Origin of the sequence: Plantibacter sp. CFBP 8804 (assembly GCF_014841225.1) — a bacterium.
Classification (GTDB): domain Bacteria; phylum Actinomycetota; class Actinomycetes; order Actinomycetales; family Microbacteriaceae; genus Plantibacter; species Plantibacter auratus.
Map to the genome: position 1 here is coordinate 842,786 of NZ_JACYTU010000001.1, position 24,541 is coordinate 867,326.

Below are 24,541 nucleotides of genomic sequence, written 5' to 3' on the forward strand. Positions count from 1 at the left end.
GATGTGAACGACGCGACGAACGCCGGCAATCGGACCACCCTGCGGGGCACGAGCGGCTTCTGGATCCTCGGGGTCACCGCCCTCCTCATGGTCTTCTTCATCATCGACGCCGTCGGCCGCGGGGCCTGGGGCTTCGCGGTCCAGGCGCTCCCGTGGGAGCTCCTCGTCGTGTGGCTGGTCTACCTCGTCCTCGTCCGTCCCTGCATCGTCATCGAGCCGTCGCAGCTGACCATCGTGAACGTGGGGCGTCTCCACGACATCCCGTGGTCGCGCATGGAGGAGGCGACCAGCCGCTACCAGCTCACGGTGCTCCTCCGCGACGGTCGGAAGATCACGAGCTGGGGCGCACCGAGCGCCGGTCTCGACCGTCCGTCGATGATCGGCGGACGCGCCGGACGACGCGGGGTCGACCATCAGGACCGCGCGGCAGGTGTCCGCCGACCCGGTCGCGCCGGGAACGAGGGTCCGACGGCCGTCGACCTCATCGACCGCGCGCACGAACGCTGGGGCCGGATCGACCCGAAGGACGACCGCCTCGCCACCTCGCGCTGGGACGTCGTCGCCCTCGGCGTCACGGCCGCACTCGTCCTCTGGGGCGTCGCCTCGGCGCTCCTCGGCTAGCGACCGGCGGACGCCTCCCACAACGTCGAAGGGCGGTGCCACGGATCACTCCGCGGCACCGCCCTTCGACGTGGTGCGCCGGTTACAGCGCGAGCTCGATCCCGGCGCCGGGGATGGCGTCGAGGAGTTCCCGCGTGTACTGCTGCTTCGGGTTCTCGAAGACGTCGTCCGTGGTCGACGCCTCCACGATCTTCCCCTTCTGCATGACCGCGACGTTGTCGGCGATCACGCGCACGACCGCGAGGTCGTGGGTGATGAAGAGGTACGTCAGCTGCAGCTCCGACTGGAGGTCGGCGAGCAACTGCAGGATCTGCGCCTGGACGAGGACGTCGAGCGCGGACACCGCCTCGTCGAGGACGACGATCTCAGGCTTCAACGCGAGTGCGCGAGCGATCGCGATGCGCTGACGCTGTCCACCGGAGAGTTCGTTCGGGTACCGGGTCGCGACCGCCTGCGGCAGCGAGACCTGGTCGAGGAGCTCCAGCACGCGAGCACGGCGGGAGGCCTTGTCGCCCACCTTGTGCGTGACGAGCGGTTCAGCGATCGTGTTGCCGATGTTCCGCAGCGGGTCGAGGGAACCGTAGGGGTCCTGGAAGACCGGCTGCATCTTCCGGCGCAGCGCGAGGAGGCCCTTGCGATCGAGCCCCTCCATCGCCTTGCCACCGATGCGGATCTGGCCGGACGTCGGCGTCTCCAGCTGCAGGAGCAGCTTCGCCACGGTCGACTTGCCGGATCCGGACTCGCCGACGAGCGCCATGGTGGTGCCCCTCGGGATCTCGAACGAGACGCCGTCGACGGCCTTGAGCTCCCGCTCAGCCGCCTTCTGGCCACGGATGTTGTAGACCTTCTCGAGGTCCTTGACCACGATCGCGGCTTCCGCGTCCGGCTGGGCAGCCTGCGCCGCAGCGCGGTGCTCGGCGGCGACGATGAGGTCGATGCCCTCGGAGCCGGCGGGAGCCTCGTGGTCGAGGGTCTCGAGCGATCCGGTCGCCGACTGGATGCGACGCGACGCCAGGCTCGGCGCCGCTGCGACGAGCCGCTTCGTGTACGGGTGCACCGGGTTCTGCAGGATCTCGACCGACGGACCGGCCTCGACGATCTGCCCCTTGTACATGACGATGAGCTTCTCAGCGCGCTCGGCGGCGAGGCCGAGGTCGTGCGTGATGAAGAGCAGCGCCGTGCCGCTGTCGCGGGTCAGGCTCTCGAGGTGGTCGAGGATCTTCCGCTGGACCGTGACGTCGAGCGCCGACGTCGGCTCGTCCGCGATGAGCAGCTTCGGGCTCGACGACAGACCGATACCGATGAGCACGCGCTGACGCATGCCGCCGGAGAACTGGTGCGGGAACTGCTTCAGGCGACGGTCGGCGTCGGAGAGGCCGGCCTGCTGGAGCACCTCGATCGCCTTGGCGCGGACGGCCTTCTTGCCGTGGGCGATGCCGTTGGCACGGATGGCCTCCTCGACCTGGAAGCCGATGTTCCACACCGGGTTCAGGTTGGACATCGGGTCCTGCGGTACGAAACCGATCAGGCGTCCTCGGACGTCCTCGATCTCGTTGCGGGAGAGCTTCGAGAGGTCGCGCCCCTCGAAGAGGATCTCGCCCCCGCTGATCTTGCCGGTACCGGGCAGGAGGTTGATGATCGCGTGCGCGGTCGTCGACTTCCCGGATCCGGACTCACCGACGATCGCGACGGTCTCCCCGGGCATCATGGTGAACCCGGTCTTGCGGATGGCCTGGACCGTCCCGCTCTGGGTACGGAAGGTGACCTCGAGGTCCTTGACCTCGAGCAGCGGCTGCTGGGTGTTCATCTGGCTCGCGTTCAACGCAGGGCCCTCGCCTTCGGGTCGAGCGCGTCTCGCAGGACTTCGCCCATCATGATGAAGCTGAGCACGGTGAGCGACAGCGCGATCGACGGGTAGATCAGCACCTGCGGCGCCGTGCGGAGGTCACGCTGCGCCTGGCTGATGTCGTTGCCCCAGGACATGGTCTCGCTCCCGAGCCCCACGCCGAGGAAGGACAACGTCGCCTCGGCGACGATCGCGGACGCCAGCGAGATCGTGATGACGACGATCACCGGAGGGATCGCGTTCGGCAGCACGTGGCGCAGGAGGATCTTGAAGCGGGAGACACCCAGCGCGATGGACGCTTGGACGTAGTCCGCGTTCTTGACCCTGAGCACCTCCGCTCGAAGCACTCGGGCGACGGATGGCCAGGCGAACAAACCGATCGCCAAGGAGATGGTCCACACGCTCCGGTACTTCGCGAGCACCGACATGACGACGACGGCCGCGAGGATGTACGGGATGGAGAAGAAGATGTCGCCGATGCGGGACAGCACCGAGTCGACCCAACCGCCGTAGAAGCCGGCGAACGCGCCGAACACGATGCCGAGCGTGGCGGTGATGAGCGTCACGATGAGCCCGACGGACAGCGACGTGGAGGTCCCGTAGATGACCCGCGCGAAGATGTCGCAGCCCTGTTTCGTGAACCCGAGGATGTGGCCGGCCTCAGGCCCGCCGTTGCTGTTCTCGAGGAAGCACTGGTTGTTCGGGGGCGTCTGCGTGAAGAGGAAGGGGAACAGCCCCACGACCACGACGAGCAGGATGAGGACGGACGAGATCCAGAACATGGGACGACGGCGCATGAACGCCCACGCGTCGGTCCAGAGGTTGCTGACCTTCTCGTCGACCTTGACGGCGTCGATGACCGCGAGGGGGGTCTCTTCGAGCGGCGCGACGAAGTGATTCGGGGATCGCTTGATCGTCGGCTCCTGATCATTACTTGACATAGCGGATCCTTGGGTCGAGCACGGCGTAGAAGAGGTCGATGACGAGGTTGATGATGAGGTAGAACAACACCATCACCGTCACGAAGGACACCACGGTCGGGCCTTCTCCTCGGAGGATGGCCTGGTAGAGCGTGCGGCCGACACCGGGGACGTTGAAGATGCCCTCGGTCACCGTGGCGCCGACGATCAGCACACCGAAGTCCACCGCGAGGTAGGTCACGACCGGGATCAGCGAGTTGCGCAGGATGTGCACGGGGATGACCCGGCGACGGCTGAGGCCCTTCGAGTACGCCGTACGGACGAAGTCGAGCGACTGCGTCTCGATGACCGAGGACCGGGTCAACCGCACGATCTGCGCGAAGCTGATGGTGGCGAGGACCAGTGCGGGGAGTAGGAGGTCTTGTATCGGCGCGCCCGGGCCGACCGTCGGTCTGAACCACCCGAGCTGGATCCCGAACACGTACTGCGCGACGAACGCGATGACGAAGACGGGGAGCGAGATGAGGATCAGGCTGACCACGAGGAACGAGGCGTCGAAGATGCCGCCCTTGCGGATGCCGGAGATGAGACCGATCGTGATGCCGGCGACCATCTCGAAGAAGACGGCGATGACGGCGAGCCGCAGCGTGACCGGGAAGGCCTGCGCGAGGATCTCGCTGACCGGCTGCCCGGAGAAGGACGTTCCGAGGTCGCCAGTGAAGATGCCGCCGAGGTACAGGAAGTACTGCACGATGAACGGCTTGTCGAGGTTGTACTCGGCGTTGAGTTGAGCGATCTGCGCGGCGCTCGGCGTCTTGTCGCCGAACAATGCGAGCACGGGATCACCGGGCAACGCGAAGACCATGAAATAGATGAGGAAAGTCGTGCCGAGCAGTACGGGGATAGCCTGCAGGACACGACGAAGAATGTAACCGCCCATGGTGTGGGACTCCTGAACTCGTGAAGCTGGGTGGGCCCGGAAGAACCGGACCCACCCAGCTATGCCACTACAAGACTACTTGGTGATCTCGTAGTACAGCGGCACCGAGTTCCAACCGAACTCGACGTTCTGCACGCCTTCGCCGAAGCCGCCGCTCACGTTCTGGTACCAGAGCGGGATGGCCGGCAGGTCCTTGAAGAGGACCGCCTGGGCGTCCTGGAACTTCTTGTTCGCAGCGTCCAGGTCGGTCTCGGACGAACCCTCGGAGAGGAGCTTGTCGAACTCGGGGCTCGAGTAGTCACCGTCGTTCGAGGAAGCACCGGTCGCGTAGAGCGGAGCGAGGAAGTTGTACAGACCCGGGTAGTCGGCCTGCCATCCGGAGCGGAACGCCGTCTCGATGGAGCGGTTGGTGATGCCGGCACGGAAGTCACCGAAGACGGCGACCGGGACGCCCGAGGACTCGATGCCCAGGACGTTCTTGATGCCGTTGGTCACTGCGTCGACCCAGGCCTGGTGCGGCCCGTCGGCGTTGTACGCGATCTGGAAGGAGCCGTCCCACGGGGAGATGGCGTCTGCCTCGGCCCAGAGTTCCTTGGCCTTCTTCTCGTTGTACTTGAGGACGTCGTTACCTTCGATGTCCTTCGAGTAGCCGTCGATGACCGGCGAGGTGAAGTCGGTCGCCGGCGTGCGGGTCCCGTTGAAGATGACCTTGGTGATCTCTTCACGGTTGATCGCGTACGAGATGGCCTGACGACGCAGCTGACCCTCTTCACCGCTGAAGTGCGGGAGGCGGGACGGGATCGTGAAGGACTGGAACACGGCGGCCGGCTGGTTGACCGCGCGGTCGCCCAGGTCGTCCTGGTAGGTGGAGAGCGCGGAGTCCGGGATCTGGTCCAGGACGTCGAGGTTGCCGCTCAGCAGGTCGGCGTAGGCGCTGTCGAAGTCCTTGTAGAACGTGATGGTCAGGCCACCGTTCTTGGCTTCGCGGCCACCCTTGTACTCGTCGTTCTTGACGAGCTTGATCGACTCGTTGTGCTTCCACGCCTTGTCGCCGTCGACCTTGTACGGGCCGTTGCCGATCGGGTTCTGTCCGAACTCGTCCGTGACCTTGCCGGCCGCGTCGAACGCTGCAGCGGGCAGCGGGTAGAAGGCGGAGTAGCCCAGACGCAGCGGGAAGTCCGATGCAGGTGCGGACAGCTTCACCGTGAAGGTGGTGTCGTCCACGACGCTCAGGCCCGTCAGGGGCTGGCCGGTCTCGTTGTAGCCCTCGACGTCAGCGAAGAACGAGGCGTTCTTGCGGAGGTTGACGACGGCGTCCTGCCATGCCATGACGAACGAGTCAGCGGTGACGGGGTCGCCGTTGGTGAACTTCTGATCAGCCTTGATCTTGATCGTGAAGGTGGTCGAGTCGTCGGTGTCGATCGACTCGGCCAGGTCGTCGACCGGCTTGCCGTCGGCCGCGTAGTAGCGGAGGCCTGCGAAGACCTCGTCGATGATCTTGCCGCCACCGACCTCGTTGGTGTCGCTGGGGATGAGGCCCGACTCCGGCTCGGAGCCGTTGGTCGTGATGACGGATGATGCGCTGCTGGTGCTCTCGCTGCTGGAACCGCCACCGGAACAACCGGTGAGGACGAGAGCCCCTGCTGCGATGATGGCGGCGGCAGAGCCGAACCGACTGAACTTCACAGTTCCTCCTTGGGGAAAGGGCAAGCGAAAACAGCGCATCGTGTGCGCTGGATCGCTCTTTGAATACTCTGACGATAAGCAGAAGCAGGACGGCGAGCAAACTGGGACGCCAAACGTTACACAGCGGTAACCCAATCGCCGGATTGTTGCTCACGGATGCTTTTTCGTGCACGGATCCCGCCCACGACGCAACAGAACGATCATGATCGCAAAACTCGTGCGGTCGTTTCCTCGTTCCGGATACGAATCGTAAGGCGTTCATCTCCCGATATCCGCCGAGCGGACGTGCAGATGGTATGCGGTGCGCTCGGAGCCACCAGACAGCAGAATGGACCGGTGAGCGAGCAGAACACCACCGAGCGGGGACCGTACCTCCCCGAGGGCGCCGGAAACAGCCGTCGGTGGTGGGAGATCGGCATCGTCCTCGCGCTGAGCCTCGGGGCGTCGGCGGTGTACTCGATCATCTCGCTCATCGCGAAGCTCACGGCGGGGCCACCGCTCTCCGATCAATCTGCGGCGATCAACACCACGCAGGCCACCCGGGAGTGGCTCGACTTCAGCTACCAGTTCCTCGGGCTCTTCTTCCAGCTCGCGCCGGTCGCCCTCGTCATCTACCTGCTCTGGCAGCCCGGACGCAGCGGCTTCGCGCGGATGGGACTCGACCTCCGCTCCCCCGGACGCGACCTCGGCCGCGGTCTGCTCCTCGTCGCCGCTATCGGTGTCCCCGGCATCGGTGTGTACGCGTTGGGCCGCGCACTCGGCGTCACGGTCGCGGTCTCGACGTTCCCCGACACCATGTACTGGTGGACGATCCCGATGCTCGTCTTCTCCGCCCTCCGCGCCGGCCTCCAGGAGGAGGTCATCATCATCGGCTACCTGTACACCAGGCTCCGCGAGATCGGGTGGGGGTGGTGGACGATCATCCTGTCGACCGCCGTCCTCCGCGGGAGCTACCACCTGTACCAGGGCATCGGGCCGTTCTTCGGCAACGTCGCCATGGGGATCGCGTTCGGCTGGTGCTACAAGCGCTGGGGGCGGGTGATGCCGCTCGTCGTCGCGCACACGGTCATCGACATCATCTCGTTCGCGGGCTTCCCGCTCGCCGTCGCCTGGTGGCCGGAGATCTTCGCCGCGACGCCGTCCTCCTGACGACCCGTTCGCCCATCACGGGGCGGACGAGCACTCCCTCGCCCACGAATGGGCGAGGGAGTGCTCATGGACCGGCTAGGCGAAGGCCTCGGGCGGCGGGCAGGCGCACACGAGGTTGCGGTCGCCGTACGCCTGGTCGATGCGACGCACCGGCGGCCAGTACTTCGTGCGCACGAGCGTGTGTACGGGGTAGACGGCGAGCTCGCGCGAGTACGCGTGCGTCCACTCCCCCTCGATGACCGACTGGGCCGTGTGCGGCGCCCCGACGAGCGGGTTGTCGTCGGCAGGCCACTCGCCCGCCGCGACGGCGTCCGCTTCCGCCTTGATCGCGATCATCGCGTCGACGAAGCGGTCGACCTCGGTGAGGTCCTCGCTCTCCGTCGGCTCGACCATGAGCGTCCCCGCGACGGGGAACGACATCGTCGGCGCGTGGAACCCGTAGTCGACGAGACGCTTGGCCACGTCGTCGACGGAGATCCCGGTCGCCTCCTTGAGCGGACGGAGGTCGAGGATGCACTCGTGCGCCACGAGGTCGCTGTCGCCCGTGTACAGGACGGGATAGTGGTCGCGCAGTCGCGCAGCGATGTAGTTCGCTGCGAGCACCGCGGCCCCGGTCGCCTCGCGGAGCCCTTCCGAACCCATCATGCGGACGTAGGCCCACGAGATCGGCAGGATGCTCGGGCTGCCGTAGGGAGCCGCCGAGATCGGACCGCCGTCGTGCACGACCGTCCCGCCGCCGAGCAGCGGGTGCTCGGCCCGCTGCGCCAGCGGGTGACCGGGCAGGAACGGCGCGAGGTGCGCCTTGGCGGCGACCGGCCCGACACCGGGGCCGCCACCGCCGTGCGGGATGCAGAACGTCTTGTGCAGGTTCAGGTGCGAGACGTCGCCGCCGAACTCACCGAACCGCGCGTACCCGAGCAGCGCGTTGAGGTTCGCGCCGTCGACGTAGACCTGGCCGCCGGCGTCGTGCACGGCCTGGGTGATGGTCTTCACCTCGTGCTCGTAGACGCCGTGGGTGGACGGGTAGGTGATCATGAGCGCGGCGAGGGACTCGGCGTTGGCCTCGATCTTCGACCGGAGGTCGTCGAGGTCGACGTTGCCCTGCTCGTCGCACGCGACGACGACCACACGCATGCCGGCGAGGACGGCGGAGGCCGCGTTCGTGCCGTGCGCACTCGAGGGGATGAGGCAGACCGTCCGTTGCTCGTCGCCGTTCGCGCGGTGGTAGCCGCGGATGGCGAGGAGACCGGCGAGCTCGCCCTGGCTGCCGGCGTTCGGCTGCAGCGACACGGAGTCGTACCCGGTGACCTCGGCCAGCCAGGTCTCGAGCTGGTCGACGAGTTCGAGCGAGCCTGCGACGTCCTCACGCGGGGCGAACGGGTGCAGCCCGGCGAACTCGGGCCAGGTGACGGCCTCCATCTCGGTGGCGGCGTTGAGTTTCATCGTGCACGAACCCAGCGGGATCATCCCCCGGTCGAGCGCATAGTCGCGGTCGGCAAGCTGCTTGAGGTACCGCATCATGGCGGTCTCCGAGTGGTGGGTGTTGAACACCGGGTGCGTCAGATACTCGGTCTCGCGGGCGAGCGTGGCCGGGTACTCCGACACGGCGCTCGGACCGAACGCCGAGGCGGACGCCCCCTCGTCGAAGACGTATGCCGACGGCTCTCCGGCGGCGGCGGTCCCAGCGGTCGTGAGCACCTCGACGAGGGTCGGGACGACGCTCTCGACCGCGCTCACCTCGTCGAAGCTCATCGAGACGGTCGTCTCGTCGACGGCCCACAGCAGGAGGCCGCGGTCGTGCGCACCAGACACCACCGCTGCGCTGTCGGCGACGCGCACCTGCAGGGTGTCGAAGTAGTGCTCCGTGAGCACCTCGACACCCGCCGACCCCAGCAGACGGGCTGCACTCGCGGTGGTCGCGTGCACCGACTGCGCGATCCGCTTGAGCCCGTCTGGCCCGTGGTACACGGCGTACATCGCGGCCATGACCGCCAGCAGGACCTGGGCCGTGCAGATGTTGCTCGTGGCCTTCTCACGGCGGATGTGCTGCTCGCGCGTCTGCAGCGTGAGCCGGTAGGCGGGGTGACCCGCCGCGTCCTGGCTGACGCCGACGAGGCGACCGGGCATCTGGCGCTCGAGGCCCTTACGGACCGCGAGGTACCCAGCGTGCGGCCCGCCGAAGCCCATCGGCACGCCGAAGCGCTGGCTCGTCCCGACCGCGATGTCCGCGCCGAGGGAACCGGGCGAGGAGATGAGCGTGAGGGCGAGGAGATCGGCCGCGACGACCGACACGCCGCCGGCCGCCTTGACCGCTGCGAGGACCGCCGACGGGTCCCACACGAGCCCGGAGGCACCGGGGTACTGCACGAAGACACCGAACGACGCCGGGAGGTCCTCGGGCGAGGTGGTCGACAACGGCAGCTCGACGAGGTCGATGCCGACCGCTTCCGCGCGACTCCGGAGGAGCGCCTTCGTCTGCGGGTACGCGTCGGCGTCGACGATGAACGTCGGGTCGGCTAGTTTCGAGGCCCGTCGCGCGAGGAGCATGCCTTCGACGACCGCGGTGCTCTCGTCGAGCATCGAGGCGTTGGCCGTGTCGAGACCGGTGAGGTCGGCGACCATCGTCTGGAAGTTGATGAGCGCCTCGAGGCGGCCCTGCGAGATCTCGGGCTGGTACGGCGTGTAGGCCGTGTACCAGGAGGGGTTCTCGAGGACGTTCCGCTTGATGACCGCCGGCGTGATCGTGTCGAAGTAACCGAGACCGATCAGGCTCCGGTTCACCGTGTTGCGGCCGGCGAGCTCACGGAGTTCGGCGAGCGCCGCGCGCTCGGTCGCGGCGTCGGGGATGCTCGACGAGGCGAGTTCGGCGGCCGTGATCGCGGACGGGACGGCCGCGGCGAGCAGAGCGTCGACGCTGTCGTACCCGACGGCGGCGAGCATCGTCGCCTGGGCGGCGGTGTCGGTTCCGATGTGCCGTTCTGCGAAGCGGTCCGCCATCACTCGCCCACCAGCGCGGCGTAGTCGTCCCAGCTGAGGAGCGTGTCGGGCAGCGCGTCGTACCGGACCGACACGAGCCAGCCGGCACCGAACGGGTCGCTGTTGACGAGCGACGGGTCGTCGACGACGGCGTCGTTGGCCTCGACGACCTCGCCGTCGAGCGGGGCGAAGAGCTCGCCGACGGACTTCGTGGACTCGATCTCGCCGACCACGGTGCTGGCCGAGAGCGCCGCGCCGACGGCGGGGAGGTCCACGAAGACGACGTCGCCGAGCTTCTCGGCAGCGTAGTCGGTGATCCCGATGACGGCGAGATCGCCCTCGACGCGGATCCACTCGTGCTCGGGGGTGTACTTGAGGGTGGTCTTGTCGGCCATGGGTTACTTCTCTCTCGAATAGAAGGGGAGCGTGGTGACGGTCGCGGGGATCCGCGTGCCGCGGACGTCGATGTCGAGCACGGTGCCCGGCTCGGCGTGGTCGGGGTGCACGTAGGCCATGGCGATCGGGTGTCCGAGGGTCGGCGACAGCGCCCCGCTCGTCACCTCGCCGACGGTCGTGTCGCCGGCGAGGACGCGGTAACCGGCACGACCGGCACGACGCCCCTCGGAGACGAGGGCGACGAGCACCGGTGCGTCGTCCGCCGGACCGGCCTCGACGGCGTCACGACCGATGAACGTGCCGTGCTTGCCGAGTGCGACGACGCGACCGAGTCCGGCCTGCACGGGCAGCATGTCCGGACCGAGCTCGTGGCCGTACAACGGCATGCCGGCTTCGAGCCGGAGCGTGTCGCGACTGGCGAGCCCGGCGGGGACCAGTCCGAGCGGTGTCCCGGCGGCGACGATGGCGTTCCACAGCTCCACGGCGTCGGCCGCGTCGACGTACAGCTCGAACCCGTCCTCGCCGGTGTACCCGGTGCGCCCGATGAAGACCGTGCCGTTCTCGAAGGAGGCACCCGTCGCGCGGTAGTACTTCACCTCGTCGAGGGAGGGCAGTTCGTCCAGGATGTGGAGCCCCTCGGTCGCCTGGAGGATGGCGCGGGAGGCGGGCCCCTGGACGGCGATGAGCGCGATCTCGTCGCTGCGGTCCATGACGACCACGTGCTCGAACGCCGCGGCCCGCTCGGTGAGCGCTGCGACGACGGCGTCGTGGTTGCCCGCGTTCGCGACGACGAGGTACTCGTGCTCACCGTTGCGGTAGACGACGAGGTCGTCGATGATGCCGCCGGCCTCGTTCAGCAGCAGGGAGTACTTGGCCTGGAGCAGATCGATGGCGGACAGCTTGCCCGCGAGCGCCTGGTCGAGGAAGTCGGCGGCGTCGTCGCCCACGACCTGGATCTCGGCCATGTGGGAGATGTCGAAGATGCCGGCGGCGGTGCGCACGGCGTGGTGCTCGGCCAGGTCGCTCGAGTACCGCACGGGCATCTGCCATCCGGCGAAGTCCGTGAAGCTCGCGCCGGCGGCTTCGTGGACGGCACGGAGCGGGCTGGTTCGTTCGAGGTCGGTCACGAGTTCTCCGGGGTCGCGTGGTGCGCTGCGGACACCTGACGGTGCCCGTTGGGAACTCCCCCTCTGTCATTGGCCTGAGAGCTTCACGAGCGCCGCTGCTGCGGACACTGCTTTCACCGTCGGCGAGCGCACCACGAACGTGCGCTGCTTTCCAGAGTGGCCAGTCCGATGCGGTACAGGACCTGAGAGATTGGCGGGGAGGCTTGCTCCTTCGGTGCCGGCGTACCGGCTCTCCCGCATCGTGTTTGCGGCCCGATGTTCGATTGAGCCGCCAGCATATCGCGAGTGGTCGCCTCGGCGCAGGACCTTGTTCGAGTCAGGTGTACACTAAGCCTGTATCGAGTACAGGTCATTTCTACCTGAAGTGCCGCCGGTGCTCCGGAACACGGAGATCCCCCATGCAGCGATCGACGACTCCCGCGGAGCAGACGGACCCGCAGGTCGGCCTCGCGGTCTCGACCGTCATCTTCACGCTCCGAGCCGACGATGGGTTCGGCGCGACCGACCCGCAGCCGGGCATCTGGCTCCCGCTCGTCCGGCGCATCCGTGAGCCCTACGACGGCCTCTGGGCGCTGCCGGGCGGCCCGCTCGGTGCCGCGGAGTCCCTCGCGGACGCGGCCTCGTCGACCCTGGAGACGACAACCTCCCTCCGCCCGCGCTACCTCGAGCAGTTGTACGCGTTCGGCGACCTCGACCGCTCCCCCGCCGAGCGCGTCGTCTCGATCGTCTACTGGGCGCTCGTCGGGTCCGACGAGGCGAAGCGCACGCGGCTCGGCCAGAACGTCCGCTGGTTCCCGGCCGACGCACTCCCCCCGTTGGCCTTCGACCACCGCGACATCGTCGAGTACGCCCTGTGGCGGCTCCGCAACAAGCTGGAGTACAGCCACATCGCGCACGCCTTCCTCGGCGAGACCTTCACCCTCTCCGAACTCCGGGAGGTGCACGAGGCGGTGTTGCAGAAGCAGCTCGACCCCGCGAACTTCCGACGCCAGGTCGAGTCCTCCGGCCTCGTCCTGCAGACCGACGAACTCCGCACCGGTGGGCGCCACCGCCCGGCGCGGCTCTACCGGTGGACCCAGCCCGTCACCCGACCGGAGACCCCGTCGCCCGGCCGGTCGACGAGCCGCAGGCCCACGACGTCCACCCCGACCACCCGTCAGCAGTCCGAGGAGCCAGCATGACCATCACCGCATCCGTCGACGACACCATCCAGCAGATCACCGAGGGTGCGTCCGACGGCGCGACCTGCGCGCCCGAGCTCGCGGCCGGGCCCTGGGTGTTCGACCTGCAGCCGCCGAGCTACGGCCCTGGCGCGTCGATGGGCGACGTCATCCCGACCGGTTCGCCTCGGCAGGGCCAGCTCCCGGCCGCCTATCGCGACGCCTCCAACGATGAACTCCACCGCCGCATCGTGGCCGCGAAGCAGACCCTCGGAGACCGCGTCGTGATCCTCGGGCACTTCTACCAGCGGGACGAGGTGGTCCAGCACGCCGACTACATCGGCGACTCCTTCCAGCTCGCGAACGCGGCCAAGGCACGCACCGAGGCCGAGGCGATCGTGTTCTGCGGCGTGCACTTCATGGCCGAGACCGCCGACCTCCTGTCCGGACCCGAGCAGGCCGTGATCCTTCCGAACCTCGCCGCCGGATGCTCGATGGCCGACATGGCGGACATCGACCAGGTCGAGGAGGCGTGGGAGGCCCTCGAGGCGCTCTACGGGACCGAACCGGACGCCGACGGCCGGGTACCGGTCATCCCCGTCACCTACATGAACTCCTCGGCGGCACTCAAGGGCTTCTGCGGTCGGCACGGCGGGATCGTCTGCACGTCCAGCAACGCGGAGACGGTCCTGCGGTGGGCCTTCGAGCGCGGACAGCGGGTGCTGTTCTTCCCGGACCAGCACCTGGGTCGGAACACCGCGAAGAAGCTGGGCGTGCCGCTCGAGCACATGCCGATGTGGAACCCGAACCGCCCGCTCGGCGGCAACGAGGCGACCGACCTCGAGCAGGCCGAGGTCATCCTGTGGCACGGCTTCTGCTCGGTGCACAAGCGGTTCACCGTCGACCAGATCGACCGCGCCCGGGCGCAGCACCCCGGCGTCCGGGTCATCGTGCACCCCGAGTGCCCGATGGCGGTCGTCGACGCCGCCGACGAGGCGGGATCGACGGACTACATCCAGAAGGCCATCGCGGCGGCGCCCGACGGCACCACGTTCGCGATCGGCACCGAGATCAACATGGTGCAGCGCCTCGCCGCGCAGTACCCGCAGCACACGATCTTCTGCCTCGACGACGTGATCTGCCCCTGCTCGACGATGTACCGCATCCACCCCGGCTACCTGGCCTGGGTGCTCGAGGGACTCGTCGCGGGCGAGGTGCTCAACCGCATCACCGTCTCCGACGACGTGGCCGTCCCGGCGCGACTGTCGCTCGAGCGCATGCTCGCCGCGAAGCCGCCGGTCGCCCCCGGAACCCAGGCCGTCTGACATGGCGACGGTGCTCGTGGTCGGGAGCGGGATCGCCGGTCTCGTGGCCGCGATCCAGGCGAGTGAACGGCACGAGGTGGTGGTCGTCACCAAGGACGTCCTCGGCCAGAGCAACACGCGCTATGCGCAGGGCGGGATCGCCGGGGTCATGTTCGACGACGACCGCGTCGAGGACCACGTCCGGGACACGCTGCTGGCTGGCGCGGGGCTGTGCGACGAGGAGGCCGTGCGGGTGCTCTGCACCGAGGGGCCCGAACGGATCCGCGAGCTCATCGCCTTCGGCGTGGCGTTCGACCGCGACGGCGACGGCTTCGCTAAGGGCCTCGAAGCGGCCCACTCCTACCCCCGGGTGCTGCACGCCGGTGGTGACGCGACCGGCGCGGCGATCGAGACGGCACTCGTCGAGACGCTTGCGGCCCGGCGGGTCACCGTGCTGGAGCACACCGTCCTCGTCGACCTGGTCGTCACCGCCGGGACGGTCACCGGTGCACACCTCCGGTCCTCCGAGCGCGGTGCGTTCACCGTCGACGCCGACCAGGTGATCCTCGCCACCGGCGGTGTCGGACAGCTCTACCCGTTCACGACCAACCCGGCGGTGGCGACGGGCGACGGCGCCGCTGCGGCGCTCCGTGCTGGAGCGGTGCTGGCCGACGTGGAGTTCGTCCAGTTCCACCCGACCGCGCTCGCCGCACCCGGCAGCTTCCTCGTCTCCGAGGCCGTCCGCGGTGAGGGGGCCGTCCTCCGGGATGTGAACGGTGAACGTTTCATGCGGGCGCTGCACCCCGACGCCGAGCTGGCACCGCGCGACGTGGTCGCCCGCGGGATCGCGCGGACCATGGCAGCGCAGGGTGGCGCGCCGGTGACGCTCGACGCGACCGCGCTCGGTGCTGACCGCCTCGCCGCGCGGTTCCCGGGGATCGACGAGCACCTCCGAGCCTCCGGCGTGGACTGGTCACGCACACCGGTCGCCGTCGCCCCGGCTGCCCACTACTGGATGGGCGGCGTCGCCACGGATCTCGACGGCCGGACCACCCTGCCGGGGCTCCTGGCTGTCGGTGAGGTCGCACGCACGGGCGTCCACGGCGCCAACCGCCTCGCCTCCAACTCGCTCCTCGAGGGTGCCGTCTTCGCGGCCCGCGCCGTCGCGGCGATCGATGCGGCACCGGGTCCCCTCGCCGGTCGCCCGAGGCTCGGCGGTCAGCGGGTCGTCCTGGATCCCCTTGCGGCCGAAGACGATCGCCGGCTCCCAGCGGATCACGTCGAGCCGTTCAGCCGAGCGGCACTCCACGCCGTGATGTGGCGGGACGCCGGACTGGTCCGTGACGCAAGTGGTCTCGAGCGCGCGCGCCGGACCCTGGACCGCTGGTCAGCCGAGCTCGACGACGTCGTCACCACTCCGCGATCGGTCGCGGCCGCCGAGGACCGCAACCTCCTGCTGCTCGCCCGCGCCGTAGTCGCCGGTGCCCTCGCGCGCACCGAGTCACGCGGCGCCCACGCCAGGGACGACCATCCCGGTGTCGATCCGGATCAGGCGTCGCCCATCGCGATCATCCTCGCCACCTCGGCCGACGCGCCCCAGCCCACCACCCACCCATCCGTGAACGGAACCGTGCTCGCACCATGCTGACCCCACACCTCATCGACACCACCGTCACCGCGGCCCTCGTCGAGGACGCCCCGTGGGGCGACCTGACGGCGGCGACCCTCATCCCGGAGGACGCCACGGCCTCGGCATCCCTGACCGCGCGCGAGGCGGGCGTCTTCAGCGGGTCGGCCGTGTTCGAGGCGGCGTTCCGACTGACCGACCCACGCATCACGGTCGCGTTCCTCGTCGCCGACGGCGAACGGTTCGCTGCGGGCGACACCATCGCCATGGTGTCGGGTCCGGCGCGTGCCGTCCTGACCGCTGAGCGCGTCGCCCTGAACTTCGTGCAGCGGATGAGCGGCATCGCGACCACCACTGCGGCCTACGTCGAAGCCGTGTCGGACACCCGCGCCCGCATCGTCGACACCCGGAAGACGACCCCGGGCCTGCGCGTCTTCGAGCGCCACGCGGTGCGATCGGGCGGCGGACACAACCACCGCCACTCGCTCTCCGACGCCGTCATGGTCAAGGACAACCACCTGGCGGTCCTCCTCGAGCGCGGCCTGACCGTCACCGAGGCCTTGCTGCGGGCTCGCGAGGAGCTCCCGCACACGACGACGATCGAGGTCGAGGTCGACCGTCTGGACCAGATCGAGGCGGTGCTCGCAGCGGGCGTCGACACGATCATGCTCGACAACTTCAGCGTCGACGAGCTCCGCGAGGGCGTCGCGCTGATCGCCGGCCGCGCCATCGTGGAGGCGAGCGGGAACGTGACGCTGTCGACGGTGCGGGCCATCGCGGAGACCGGTGTGGACGTCATCTCCTCCGGTGCCCTCACGCACAGTGTCCGCTCCCTCGACCTCGGACTCGACGTCTCGGTCGACTGAGATGCTCTACCTCGACAACGCGGCGACGACGCCGGTGCGCCCCGAGGTGCTCGAGGCGATGTGGCCGTACCTGACGAGCACCTTCGGCAACCCGTCGAGCCATCACACCGTCGGCGAGGCGGCGGCCGGGGCGTTGCGGGACGCCCGGCGACGCGTCGCGACCGTGCTGGGCGTCCGACCTGGCGACGTGGTGTTCACCTCGGGCGGCACCGAAGCGGACAACCTCGCAGTCAAGGGCATCACCCTGGCGGCCCTCGATCGCGGACGCCATGTCGTCACCTCGCCGATCGAGCACGAGGCGGTCGCGGCATCGGTCGCATACCTCACGCGGTTCCACGGGGTCGAGGCCACCGTCCTCCCGGCGGACGGGACCGGCCTGGTCGACCCGGCCGAGCTCGCCGCTGCACTCCGGCCGGACACGGTGCTCGTCTCGGTGATGGCGGCCAACAACGAGATCGGCACGGTCCAGGACCTGTCGGCGCTCGGAGCCGTCATCAGGGCCGCAGGCGTCCCGTTCCACACCGACGCCGTGCAGGCCGCGGGATGGCTGCCGCTCGGACTGGATCGCCTCGGCGTGGACGCGCTGAGCCTCGCCGGCCACAAGCTCGGTGCTCCGAAGGGCGTCGGACTGCTCGCCGTGCGCGGCTCCCTGCCGCTGGAACCGCTCCTCCACGGCGGCGGGCAGGAACGCGGTCGCCGGAGCGGGACCGAACAGGTGGCCGCCGCCGTCGGGCTCGCGACGGCGCTGGAGCTCGCCGAGCGTGATCGGGTGGAAGCGGTCGACCGCGTCAGCGGACTGCGTGACGCGTTCATCGCGAGGGTCTTGACAGAGGTCCCGCGCGCTCGGTTGACGGGCCACCCCGAACGACGGCTGCCGGGTATCGCGTCGTTCGTGTTCCCCGGGACCTCCGGCGAGGCGGTCCTCCTCGAACTCGAACGCCGCGGTGTCATCTCCTCGAGCGGCTCCGCGTGCGCCGCCGGCAGCGACGAGCCGTCGCCGGTCCTCCTCTCGATCGGCATCGCTCCGGAGGTCGCGCAGACCGCCGTGCGCTTCAGTTGGACCGCCGCCGTCACCGCGGCCGAGCTGGACCGGACGGCGAGCGCCGTCGTCGCCTCGGTGGAGGCAGTCGCGGGCCTCCGCTGACCCCCGCGACGGCCGGCCGCACGGATCCGGGCGCGCGCTCGGTGCCGGGCGTTCGATGCCGGGTGTCCAGCGCCACCCTCTGCCGGAGGCTGGGCTACGGTGGGATCCATGAGCACCGAGCAGGACGCGGCAGACCGCGCACGACGTCGACACGACAACGAGGACGCTGACGCCGTCACCAGGTTCCTCGCCGAGCGCGACCCGGAGTACGACCTCCACACGGAGCGTCTGGTCGACCCGGAGGAGGTCATCCTCAAGGACTGGCTGCCGCACGCGACCCCGACCGACGGCGGTGCCCCCGCTCCCTGAGCGCCGGATCGTCTCATGATCTAGCCGTCCACGCCTCGGAACACAAGTGGTTGCCGCGCGTGCGCGGGCCCGCGAGGCTGGATCTGTGACCGAGAGTCGGGATCAGAGACGGAGCTGACATGGGATTCCTGGACAACGCCAAGGACGCTGCTGAGGCGACCGGTCGGAAGATCGGCGAGACCGTCGAAGACGCCAAGGACCGGATCGGCGACAAGGTCGACGAGGCCAAGGCCGACGCGAAGGTGAAGCAGGCGGAGGCCGACGTGAAGAAGGCCGAGGCCGAGCGCGACACCACCGAGGCGAAGAACGACTACAAGGAGCAGCTGCGCGACTGACGCGCCCTCTGAACGACGAGGACCCCGCCTGGCGAACGCCGCGGGGTCCTCGCTCATTGTCGGGGCGCGGGTCTCCCCCGGCGACAACGGGGGCCGGTGATGCCGATGTGATCGCCGAGACCCGCCGGAAACTGGTTCTAACAGCGCCGATCTCGAGTGCCATCATGAACGGTAGCCGCGGACGCCCGGCCCGCGACCCGTTCCGACGAGGTGGCCGACATGTCGATCCTCCGCACCATTCCCGAAGCCGATGCCGATGCGACGACGGCCGCGATGTATGACGACGACATCGCCGACCAGGGTTTCGTCGCTGCTCACACGAAGGTGATGGCGTTGAACCCGGGGGCCTACGCCGCATGGGAGGCGCTGATCGGTGAGATCGCCCGACCGCTCGGCATGCGCCGCTACGAGCTCGTGACGCTCGCCGCGGCGCAAGGGACACGGTCGCAGCATTGCCGTCTCGCTCACGGCCGGAGATCGCTCTCACTGTTCGAGGAGGACCAACTCGTGCGCATCGCGGCGGACTATCGCGACGCCGACCTGAGCCCCGCGGAGGTCGCGATGATGGCCTACGCGGAACGGGTGGGTCGCGACTCGGACCGGATGACCGACGCCGACAGCCTGATCCTGCGCCAGCACGGCTTCTCCGACCGGGAGATCCTCGACATCACGCTCGCCGCGGCCGCCCGCAACTACTACAGCCGGGCGATCCAGGCGCTCGCGGTCGACGTCGACGTTCCCGAGGACATCGGACCCGAACTCCGTGACGCGCTCCTCCGGGGCCTCTGAGCGGTACCGACGCGGGCTAGCGCTCCGTGACCTGGCCGGCCTCGACGACCCACCGCCGCTCGATCCGGACGGTGTCGAGCATGCGGCGGTCGTGGGTGACGAGGAGCAGCGTTCCGTCGTAGCTCTCGAGCGCCTCCTCGAGCTGTTCGATCGCAGCGAGGTCGAGGTGGTTCGTCGGCTCGTCCAGGACCAGCAGGTTGATCCCCGTCGCCTGGAGCACGGCGAGCCCGGCGCGGGTGCGCTCCCCCGGTGACAGCTCGTCGACGGGCCGGTTCACGTGGTCGGCCTTCAGTCCGAACTTCGCCAGCAGCGTCCTGACCTCTCCCGGACTGAGGTCGGGCACGATCGCCTCGAAGCGGTCGGCGAGCGGCTCCGTGCCGACGAGCAGTGAGCGGGCCTGGTCGATCTCGCCGATCCGCACACTCGAGCCGAGGCTCGCGCTGCCCGCATCGGGTTCGCGGCGACCGAGCAGCGTCGCGAGCAGGGTGGACTTGCCGGCGCCGTTGGGCCCGGTGATGCCGATGCGATCGCCCACGTTCACCTGGAGCGACAGGGGGCCGAGCTGGAAGTCGCCCTGCCGGACGACGGCCTCGGACAGCGTCGCGACGACCGTGCTCGAACGCGGTGCGCTGCCGATCGTGAACTGCAGCTGCCACTCCTTGCGCGGTTCCTCGACCTCGTCCAGCCGGGCGATGCGGCTCTCCATCTGCCGGACCTTCTGGGCCTGCTTCTCCGAGGACTCCGCCGAGGCCTTCCGCCGGATCTTGTCGTTGTCGGGCGCCTTCTTCATCGCGTTCCGCACGCCCTGGCTGGACCACTCCCGCTGCACCCGGGCGCGACCGATGAGATCGGCCTTCTTGTCGGCGAACTCGTCATAGGCGTCGCGGGCGTGCCGCCTGGCGACCTCACGCTCCTCGAGGTAGGCCTCGTATCCGCCCCCGAAGACGCGGTTGCTCCGCTGTGCGAGGTCGAGTTCGAGGACGCGCGTGACGCAGCGGGCGAGGAACTCGCGGTCGTGGCTGACGAGCACCACACCCCCGCGCAATCCCTGCACGAAGCGTTCGAGCCGCTCCAAGCCGTCCAGGTCGAGATCGTTGGTCGGTTCGTCGAGGAGGACGATGTCGAATCGCGACAGCAGCAGCGCCGCCAGTCCGACGCGAGCGGCCTGCCCACCGGACAGCGAGGTCATCATCGTGGTCGTGACATCCGCATCGAGGTCCAGCCCGAGGTCGGCGAGGACCGCGGGGATCCGCTCCTCGAGATCGGCAGCGCCGCTCGCCAACCAGCGGTCGAGGGCGGCGGAGTAGACGTCCGCGGGGTCCGCGCCTGCCTGCGGGGGTTCGGCGAGCGCCGCGGCAGCCGCGTCCATCGCCTCGGTCGCCGCAGCACAGCCGGTGCGCCGGGCGATGTAAGCGGCGACGCTCTCGCCGACGACGCGCTCGTGTTCCTGCGGGAGCGCGCCCACGAAGGCGTCGGAGGGCGACAGCGAGATCGTGCCTGCCTGCGGTTCGAGGGAGCCGCCGAGGAGCTGGAGCAGGGTCGACTTCCCCGCGCCGTTCATCCCGACGACGCCGATGACGTCGCCCGGTGCCACCGTCAGATCGAGGCCGTCGAACAGGGTGCGGTGGCCGTGTCCTCCGGCCAGGCCTTGGGCCACGAGCGTTGCAGTCATAGGTCAATCGTCTCACTCGGACCGGGCGCAGGAGACCGTTCATTCCGCGCCACCCTCGCGCCCGCCCGCGAATAGCACGACATCACGATCGGGTACGCGTTCCGCACTAACCGACTGGGCGCCCCCCGAAGGTGTTACACAGGGAGCAGTTGCGGTTGATGTCGCCATGTTCTTTGGCTTCGCGCCCCTCCCACACGGAAGGGGCCCTGATGCGCCTCGAACTCTCTCCACCCGCCCGCAGCGCCAGACCCGGCCGCGTTCGCTCTCGCCTCTTCGCCGCAGCGGCAGTCGTGACCGTCGGACTCCTGGCCATCGGTGCCGGACCGGCGAACGCCGCGACCACGATCAACGGCCCGATCAACCTGGGCACGGCAGCCAAGTACGGCGTGCTCGCAGGGTCGACCGTCACCAACACCGACTCCCCGACCACGATCAACGGCGACCTCGGGCTGAGCCCGGGGAGCGCCGTGACCAATTTTCCGCCGGGCATCGTCAACGGCATCCAGGATGTGACCAACGAGGTCGCCGCCACCGCCAAGAACGACCTCCTCATCGCGATGGGTACCGCCTCCAGTCTCACGCCGGCCCCGCAGCAGGTCGGTGACCTCACCGGCCTCAACCTCGAGCCCGGCGTCTATGCAGGCGGAGAGATCTCCCTCACCGGCAACGTGACGCTCACCGGCGCCGCAGAGTCCGTCTGGGTCTTCCAGGCCGCGAGCACGCTGGACACCGCCGTCGGCTCCTCGGTCACCCTCGTCGGCGGCGCGAGTGCTTGCAACGTGTTCTGGCGCGTGGGCAGCTCGGCCACGCTCCGCGGAGGCGCGCCCTTCGTCGGCACGATCCTCGCCGACGCGTCCATCTCCACGCAATCGGGCACGGTCGTCGAGGGTCGCCTGCTCGCATCCACCGGTGCTGTGACGCTCGACAACACGGTCATCACCCGTCCTGCAGGCTGCGACGACGGCAGCGGCTCCGTCGTGACGACGAGCCCGGAGATCACCTCCGCTCCGCTCCCCGGCGGCACCGTCGGTACGACGTATGACAGCACCGTCACCTCCACGGGCAGCCCCGACGCGACGTACACGGTCACCTCGGGTGCCCTGCCCCCGGGACTCGTCCTCGACAGCGTGACCGGTGGCGTGACCGGCACGCCCACGACGCCCGGGACCTACACGGTCACCATCACTGCGAGTAACGGCGGCGCGCCCGACGACTCCATCGAATCGACGATCGTCATCGTCCCGCCGGGCACCCCGCAGGTCCCCGGTCAGCCGGCGGTTCCGGCCGGAGACATCACGAGGCTCCCCGACACCGGGTTCCAGGGATCCACGCTCGCGATCGTGGCCGGCTCCCTGCTCGGCCTCGGTCTGCTCGCGGGTATCGCCTCGGTGATCGTGCGACGTCGTCGACGCGACCAGCTGGGTGGCTGACGCGACACTGGTCGGCAGCCTGACGCCGTGACCGTAGGCTGAGGGCATGGATCACAAGCAGCTGCGCTCCTTCGTCGCCTCCGCGGAGACCCTCCACTTCGCGAAGGCGGCCAAGGCGCTCGGCGTGCCGCGGAGCACCGTCGTCGCCGACGTCCGGAAGCTCGAGGAGAGCGTCGGAGCGGAACTGTTCGCTCGCGACGTGGAATCCACGCAGCTGACGGACGCCGGCTACGCGTTCCTCATCGAGGCGCGTCGCCAACTCGACGCCTCAGCGGCAGCAGCAGCGAAGTCGGCTCCTGCGCCGGGCGGCAAAGCCAAGGCGAACAAGGGCAAGGGTCGCGCGCCGAAGGTCAAGGGCGAGCCGCTGCCGTACAAGAAGCGCCAGGGTCGCTGAGCCGTCCCCGCCGTCAGCGGTCCTGCGTCTCCGACGCGGACTCGACGACCCGCACCGATTCGCCTCGCCGCTCCGCGTCGGCTCGGGCCGTCCGAGCGATCGACACGAGGGTCTCAACGGGCGTCGGCGCGGCCGAATCCACCGCGACACCGAGGTTGGCAGCGCCCGCGAAACCGTCGAGCTGCTGCGTCACGGCCTCCCGGTAGCCGGCGGCGATCGGTGCCGCGAGGTCGTGGAGACCCGAGAGGCCGGTCGGCCCCGATTCGACCGACGTGGCCACGAGGATCGTCCCGCTCCACACGCGGGTGCAGACGGACCCGGCCGGCAGCTCACGGAAGACCGCGGCTGCGAGCAGTGCCTCCAGCTCCCCCGCCGTCGCCATCCCGTAAGCGCGGCGGAGGTCGCCGTAGCCGTCGATCGCCACGACGAGGATCGCGAGGCGACGATCGGACTGCTGGCCCTCGCGGAGTCGGGTCGCCTCGGCGATGAACGCCCGGCGCCCCACCGCGCGGACGCCCACCCGCTCCGAGGAGAGGCGCTGCTTGCGCTCCCAGGAGCGCAGGAGGACGAGGCCGACCGCCACGAGGACCACGAACACGAGGTTCATGTACGTGACGAAGGCCGTGCCGAACAACCGCTCGAAGAGCTCCGAGTGGGGACCGCCCGTGAGGTAGACCGCGAGGCGCACGGCGGTGAACGCCGCGTGCAGGATCATGACGACGACGAGCACCAGCGACGCCCGTGCCGCTCGCATCCGCCCCCGCCGCGCCTCGTACGCGACCAGGAGCGACAGCATGATGAGCGAGATGAGCCGGGCGATGGTGCCGGCCCACTCCGGGTCGTCGGTGGGGTCGAGGACGGTGGAGATCGCCGTCACGCCGACGAAGAGGGTGCCGAGCAGCACGAGGCTGCGGCGACCGTTGAACAGCCGGCACCCGACCCACAGGGCGGCGATCGAAGCGACCATGGCGGCGTTGGCGACGGCGACGATCCATACCGAGTCGCCGTTGAGCGTGGCGGCGAGATAGCTGACCGCCGAGAGCAGAGTGGTGGCGAATCCGGACATCCAGGCGGCAATATGGCGTCCGGCGAGGGTTCGCGCGCTGTCGAGTCCGTAGAAGATCCCGCAGGCGGCGCAGACGATCACCGCCACCACCAGCATGCTCGCCAGATCGATCGTCACCCGTGGCCTCCCCCAGGCGCCCGTTCGGGTGGCGCCTCATCGAGCGTACCGCCGGAGCACGACCCCGCTGGCGGCAGGGACGTCGGAAACATCAGGGTGCTGAACCACGGAGACCCGATGTGCCACCATCGATCCATGCGCGAATCGCCCGACCGTCCCGTCGCCGTCCGCGCGACGGCGTTTCGTGGCACGTCGAGATGGCGCCGACGGCCGCTGCGGTTCGTCGGCTACGACACCCTCCTGTCGGACGGTTCCGTCAGGTTCGACGTGGATCTCGCCGCAGCCATGCCTACACACCCGGCGGATGCCTCGACCCGCGACACGAACGTCCACGACCGCTGCCCCGAGGTCGGTGCCGGTCCGTGGGTCGACGGGTTCGGGCGTGCCGTCGACGGGCCGGAGGACGGCGGACCGCCGCTGAGCGTTCGACGCCGGGCGCGCCCGCGACCCTCCGACCTGCCCGGCCGCCGCCCATCGGCGAAAGCCGGGCGACCCTGGCGCATCGGGTTCGGCGTGGCAGCGCTCGGCCTGGGCGCCCTGCTCGTCATCGGCCCGCTCCGCGACACCCCTCTGGGCTTCCTCGGGGTGGTCAGCGCGTTCGCCGGGCTCGCAGCCCTCGCGGGCCTGGTCCCTCGCGCCAAGCGCTGGTAGTGACGGTGCGCTACGT

22 protein-coding genes and 2 riboswitches are annotated in these 24,541 nt (G+C 69.3%); of the genes, 13 read left to right on the top strand and 9 right to left on the bottom strand.

Annotation, left to right across the window (positions count from 1 at the left end; translation table 11 throughout):
* The first annotated feature begins 3 nt into the window (after positions 1-3).
* The gene (locus IFU11_RS03955) at positions 4-621 is read left to right on the top strand and encodes a hypothetical protein (protein WP_192018205.1); all 618 of its coding nucleotides are present in this window, start codon (positions 4-6) and stop codon (positions 619-621) included.
* A gap of 82 nt (positions 622-703) precedes the next feature.
* On the opposite strand, the gene IFU11_RS03960 is transcribed toward IFU11_RS03955, so the two are convergent.
* From IFU11_RS03960 to IFU11_RS03975, 4 genes are all read right to left on the bottom strand, one after another.
* On the bottom strand, positions 704-2,428 hold the full coding sequence (locus IFU11_RS03960) for a dipeptide ABC transporter ATP-binding protein (protein ID WP_079705528.1): 1,725 nt from the start codon (positions 2,426-2,428) through the stop codon (positions 704-706).
* Positions 2,429-2,439: 11 nt separating this feature from the next.
* The gene (locus IFU11_RS03965; protein WP_064296417.1) at positions 2,440-3,408 is read right to left on the bottom strand and encodes an ABC transporter permease; all 969 of its coding nucleotides are present in this window, start codon (positions 3,406-3,408) and stop codon (positions 2,440-2,442) included.
* A complete protein-coding gene (locus IFU11_RS03970; protein ID WP_064296418.1) occupies positions 3,398-4,327 on the bottom strand; it encodes an ABC transporter permease in 930 nt (309 codons plus the stop codon). Before IFU11_RS03970 ends, IFU11_RS03965 begins: the two co-directional genes overlap by 11 nt.
* Positions 4,328-4,402: 75 nt before the next feature.
* Positions 4,403-6,013, bottom strand: coding sequence for a peptide ABC transporter substrate-binding protein (locus tag IFU11_RS03975; RefSeq protein ID WP_241160856.1), 1,611 nt, complete (start codon positions 6,011-6,013; stop codon positions 4,403-4,405).
* Between the two features lie 336 nt (positions 6,014-6,349).
* Here IFU11_RS03975 and IFU11_RS03980 point away from each other — a divergent pair, with 336 nt between their 5' ends.
* Positions 6,350-7,162, top strand: a complete 813-nt coding sequence (locus tag IFU11_RS03980; RefSeq protein ID WP_240043924.1) for a CPBP family intramembrane glutamic endopeptidase — start codon at positions 6,350-6,352, stop codon at positions 7,160-7,162.
* A 75-nt stretch (positions 7,163-7,237) separates the two neighbouring features.
* Here the strand turns inward: IFU11_RS03980 and gcvP are convergent, their stop codons facing one another.
* The 3 genes from gcvP to gcvT are packed head-to-tail and all read right to left on the bottom strand — an operon-like array spanning position 7,238 to position 11,661.
* Positions 7,238-10,159, bottom strand: a complete 2,922-nt coding sequence (gcvP, locus tag IFU11_RS03985) for an aminomethyl-transferring glycine dehydrogenase (protein WP_192018206.1) — start codon at positions 10,157-10,159, stop codon at positions 7,238-7,240.
* Positions 10,159-10,533 (bottom strand): glycine cleavage system protein GcvH, encoded by a 375-nt coding sequence (gene gcvH, locus IFU11_RS03990; RefSeq protein WP_192018207.1) that lies wholly within the window; start codon positions 10,531-10,533, stop codon positions 10,159-10,161. The genes gcvP and gcvH overlap by 1 nt, the downstream gene beginning before the upstream one ends.
* 3 nt (positions 10,534-10,536) lie before the next feature.
* A complete protein-coding gene (gcvT, locus tag IFU11_RS03995) occupies positions 10,537-11,661 on the bottom strand; it encodes a glycine cleavage system aminomethyltransferase GcvT (RefSeq protein ID WP_192018208.1) in 1,125 nt (374 codons plus the stop codon).
* Between the two features lie 56 nt (positions 11,662-11,717).
* A riboswitch (glycine riboswitch) is annotated at positions 11,718-11,821 on the bottom strand.
* 1 nt (position 11,822) lies between these two features.
* Positions 11,823-11,908: riboswitch (glycine riboswitch) on the bottom strand.
* Positions 11,909-12,059: 151 nt separating this feature from the next.
* Between gcvT and IFU11_RS04000 the strand changes: the two genes are divergently transcribed.
* The 8 genes from IFU11_RS04000 to IFU11_RS04035 all read left to right on the top strand — a co-directional run bounded on the left by IFU11_RS04000 (position 12,060) and on the right by IFU11_RS04035 (position 19,195).
* Positions 12,060-12,842: an NUDIX hydrolase gene (locus tag IFU11_RS04000; protein WP_192018209.1), complete on the top strand. Its 783-nt coding sequence runs from the start codon at positions 12,060-12,062 to the stop codon at positions 12,840-12,842.
* Entirely contained in the window at positions 12,839-14,146 is a 1,308-nt protein-coding gene (gene nadA / locus IFU11_RS04005; RefSeq protein ID WP_191940780.1) for a quinolinate synthase NadA, read from the top strand. The genes IFU11_RS04000 and nadA overlap by 4 nt, the downstream gene beginning before the upstream one ends.
* 1 nt (position 14,147) lies before the next feature.
* Entirely contained in the window at positions 14,148-15,773 is a 1,626-nt protein-coding gene (gene nadB, locus IFU11_RS04010; protein ID WP_192018210.1) for an L-aspartate oxidase, read from the top strand.
* Complete coding sequence (gene nadC / locus IFU11_RS04015; RefSeq protein WP_191940778.1) at positions 15,767-16,618, top strand: carboxylating nicotinate-nucleotide diphosphorylase; 852 nt, start codon at positions 15,767-15,769, stop codon at positions 16,616-16,618. Before nadB ends, nadC begins: the two co-directional genes overlap by 7 nt.
* A gap of 1 nt (position 16,619) precedes the next feature.
* Positions 16,620-17,762, top strand: coding sequence for a cysteine desulfurase family protein (locus IFU11_RS04020; RefSeq protein ID WP_192018211.1), 1,143 nt, complete (start codon positions 16,620-16,622; stop codon positions 17,760-17,762).
* A 108-nt stretch (positions 17,763-17,870) separates the two neighbouring features.
* Positions 17,871-18,071, top strand: a complete 201-nt coding sequence (locus IFU11_RS04025; protein ID WP_064296429.1) for a hypothetical protein — start codon at positions 17,871-17,873, stop codon at positions 18,069-18,071.
* A 119-nt stretch (positions 18,072-18,190) separates the two neighbouring features.
* Positions 18,191-18,406, top strand: a complete 216-nt coding sequence (locus IFU11_RS04030) for a hypothetical protein (RefSeq protein WP_079705518.1) — start codon at positions 18,191-18,193, stop codon at positions 18,404-18,406.
* Between the two features lie 219 nt (positions 18,407-18,625).
* Complete coding sequence (locus IFU11_RS04035) at positions 18,626-19,195, top strand: carboxymuconolactone decarboxylase family protein (RefSeq protein ID WP_192018212.1); 570 nt, start codon at positions 18,626-18,628, stop codon at positions 19,193-19,195.
* A 16-nt stretch (positions 19,196-19,211) separates the two neighbouring features.
* Here the strand turns inward: IFU11_RS04035 and IFU11_RS04040 are convergent, their stop codons facing one another.
* Positions 19,212-20,867 (bottom strand): ABC-F family ATP-binding cassette domain-containing protein, encoded by a 1,656-nt coding sequence (locus IFU11_RS04040; RefSeq protein ID WP_192018213.1) that lies wholly within the window; start codon positions 20,865-20,867, stop codon positions 19,212-19,214.
* A gap of 209 nt (positions 20,868-21,076) precedes the next feature.
* Here IFU11_RS04040 and IFU11_RS04045 point away from each other — a divergent pair, with 209 nt between their 5' ends.
* Both IFU11_RS04045 and IFU11_RS04050 read left to right on the top strand, forming a co-directional pair.
* On the top strand, positions 21,077-22,297 hold the full coding sequence (locus IFU11_RS04045) for an ice-binding family protein (protein WP_192018214.1): 1,221 nt from the start codon (positions 21,077-21,079) through the stop codon (positions 22,295-22,297).
* Between the two features lie 46 nt (positions 22,298-22,343).
* Entirely contained in the window at positions 22,344-22,691 is a 348-nt protein-coding gene (locus tag IFU11_RS04050; protein WP_064296432.1) for a LysR family transcriptional regulator, read from the top strand.
* 13 nt (positions 22,692-22,704) lie between these two features.
* Here IFU11_RS04050 and IFU11_RS04055 read toward each other — a convergent pair whose 3' ends face one another.
* A complete protein-coding gene (locus IFU11_RS04055; protein ID WP_192018215.1) occupies positions 22,705-23,874 on the bottom strand; it encodes a hypothetical protein in 1,170 nt (389 codons plus the stop codon).
* A 135-nt stretch (positions 23,875-24,009) separates the two neighbouring features.
* Here IFU11_RS04055 and IFU11_RS04060 point away from each other — a divergent pair, with 135 nt between their 5' ends.
* Positions 24,010-24,525, top strand: a complete 516-nt coding sequence (locus IFU11_RS04060) for a hypothetical protein (RefSeq protein ID WP_192018216.1) — start codon at positions 24,010-24,012, stop codon at positions 24,523-24,525.
* Positions 24,526-24,541 lie beyond the last annotated feature (16 nt).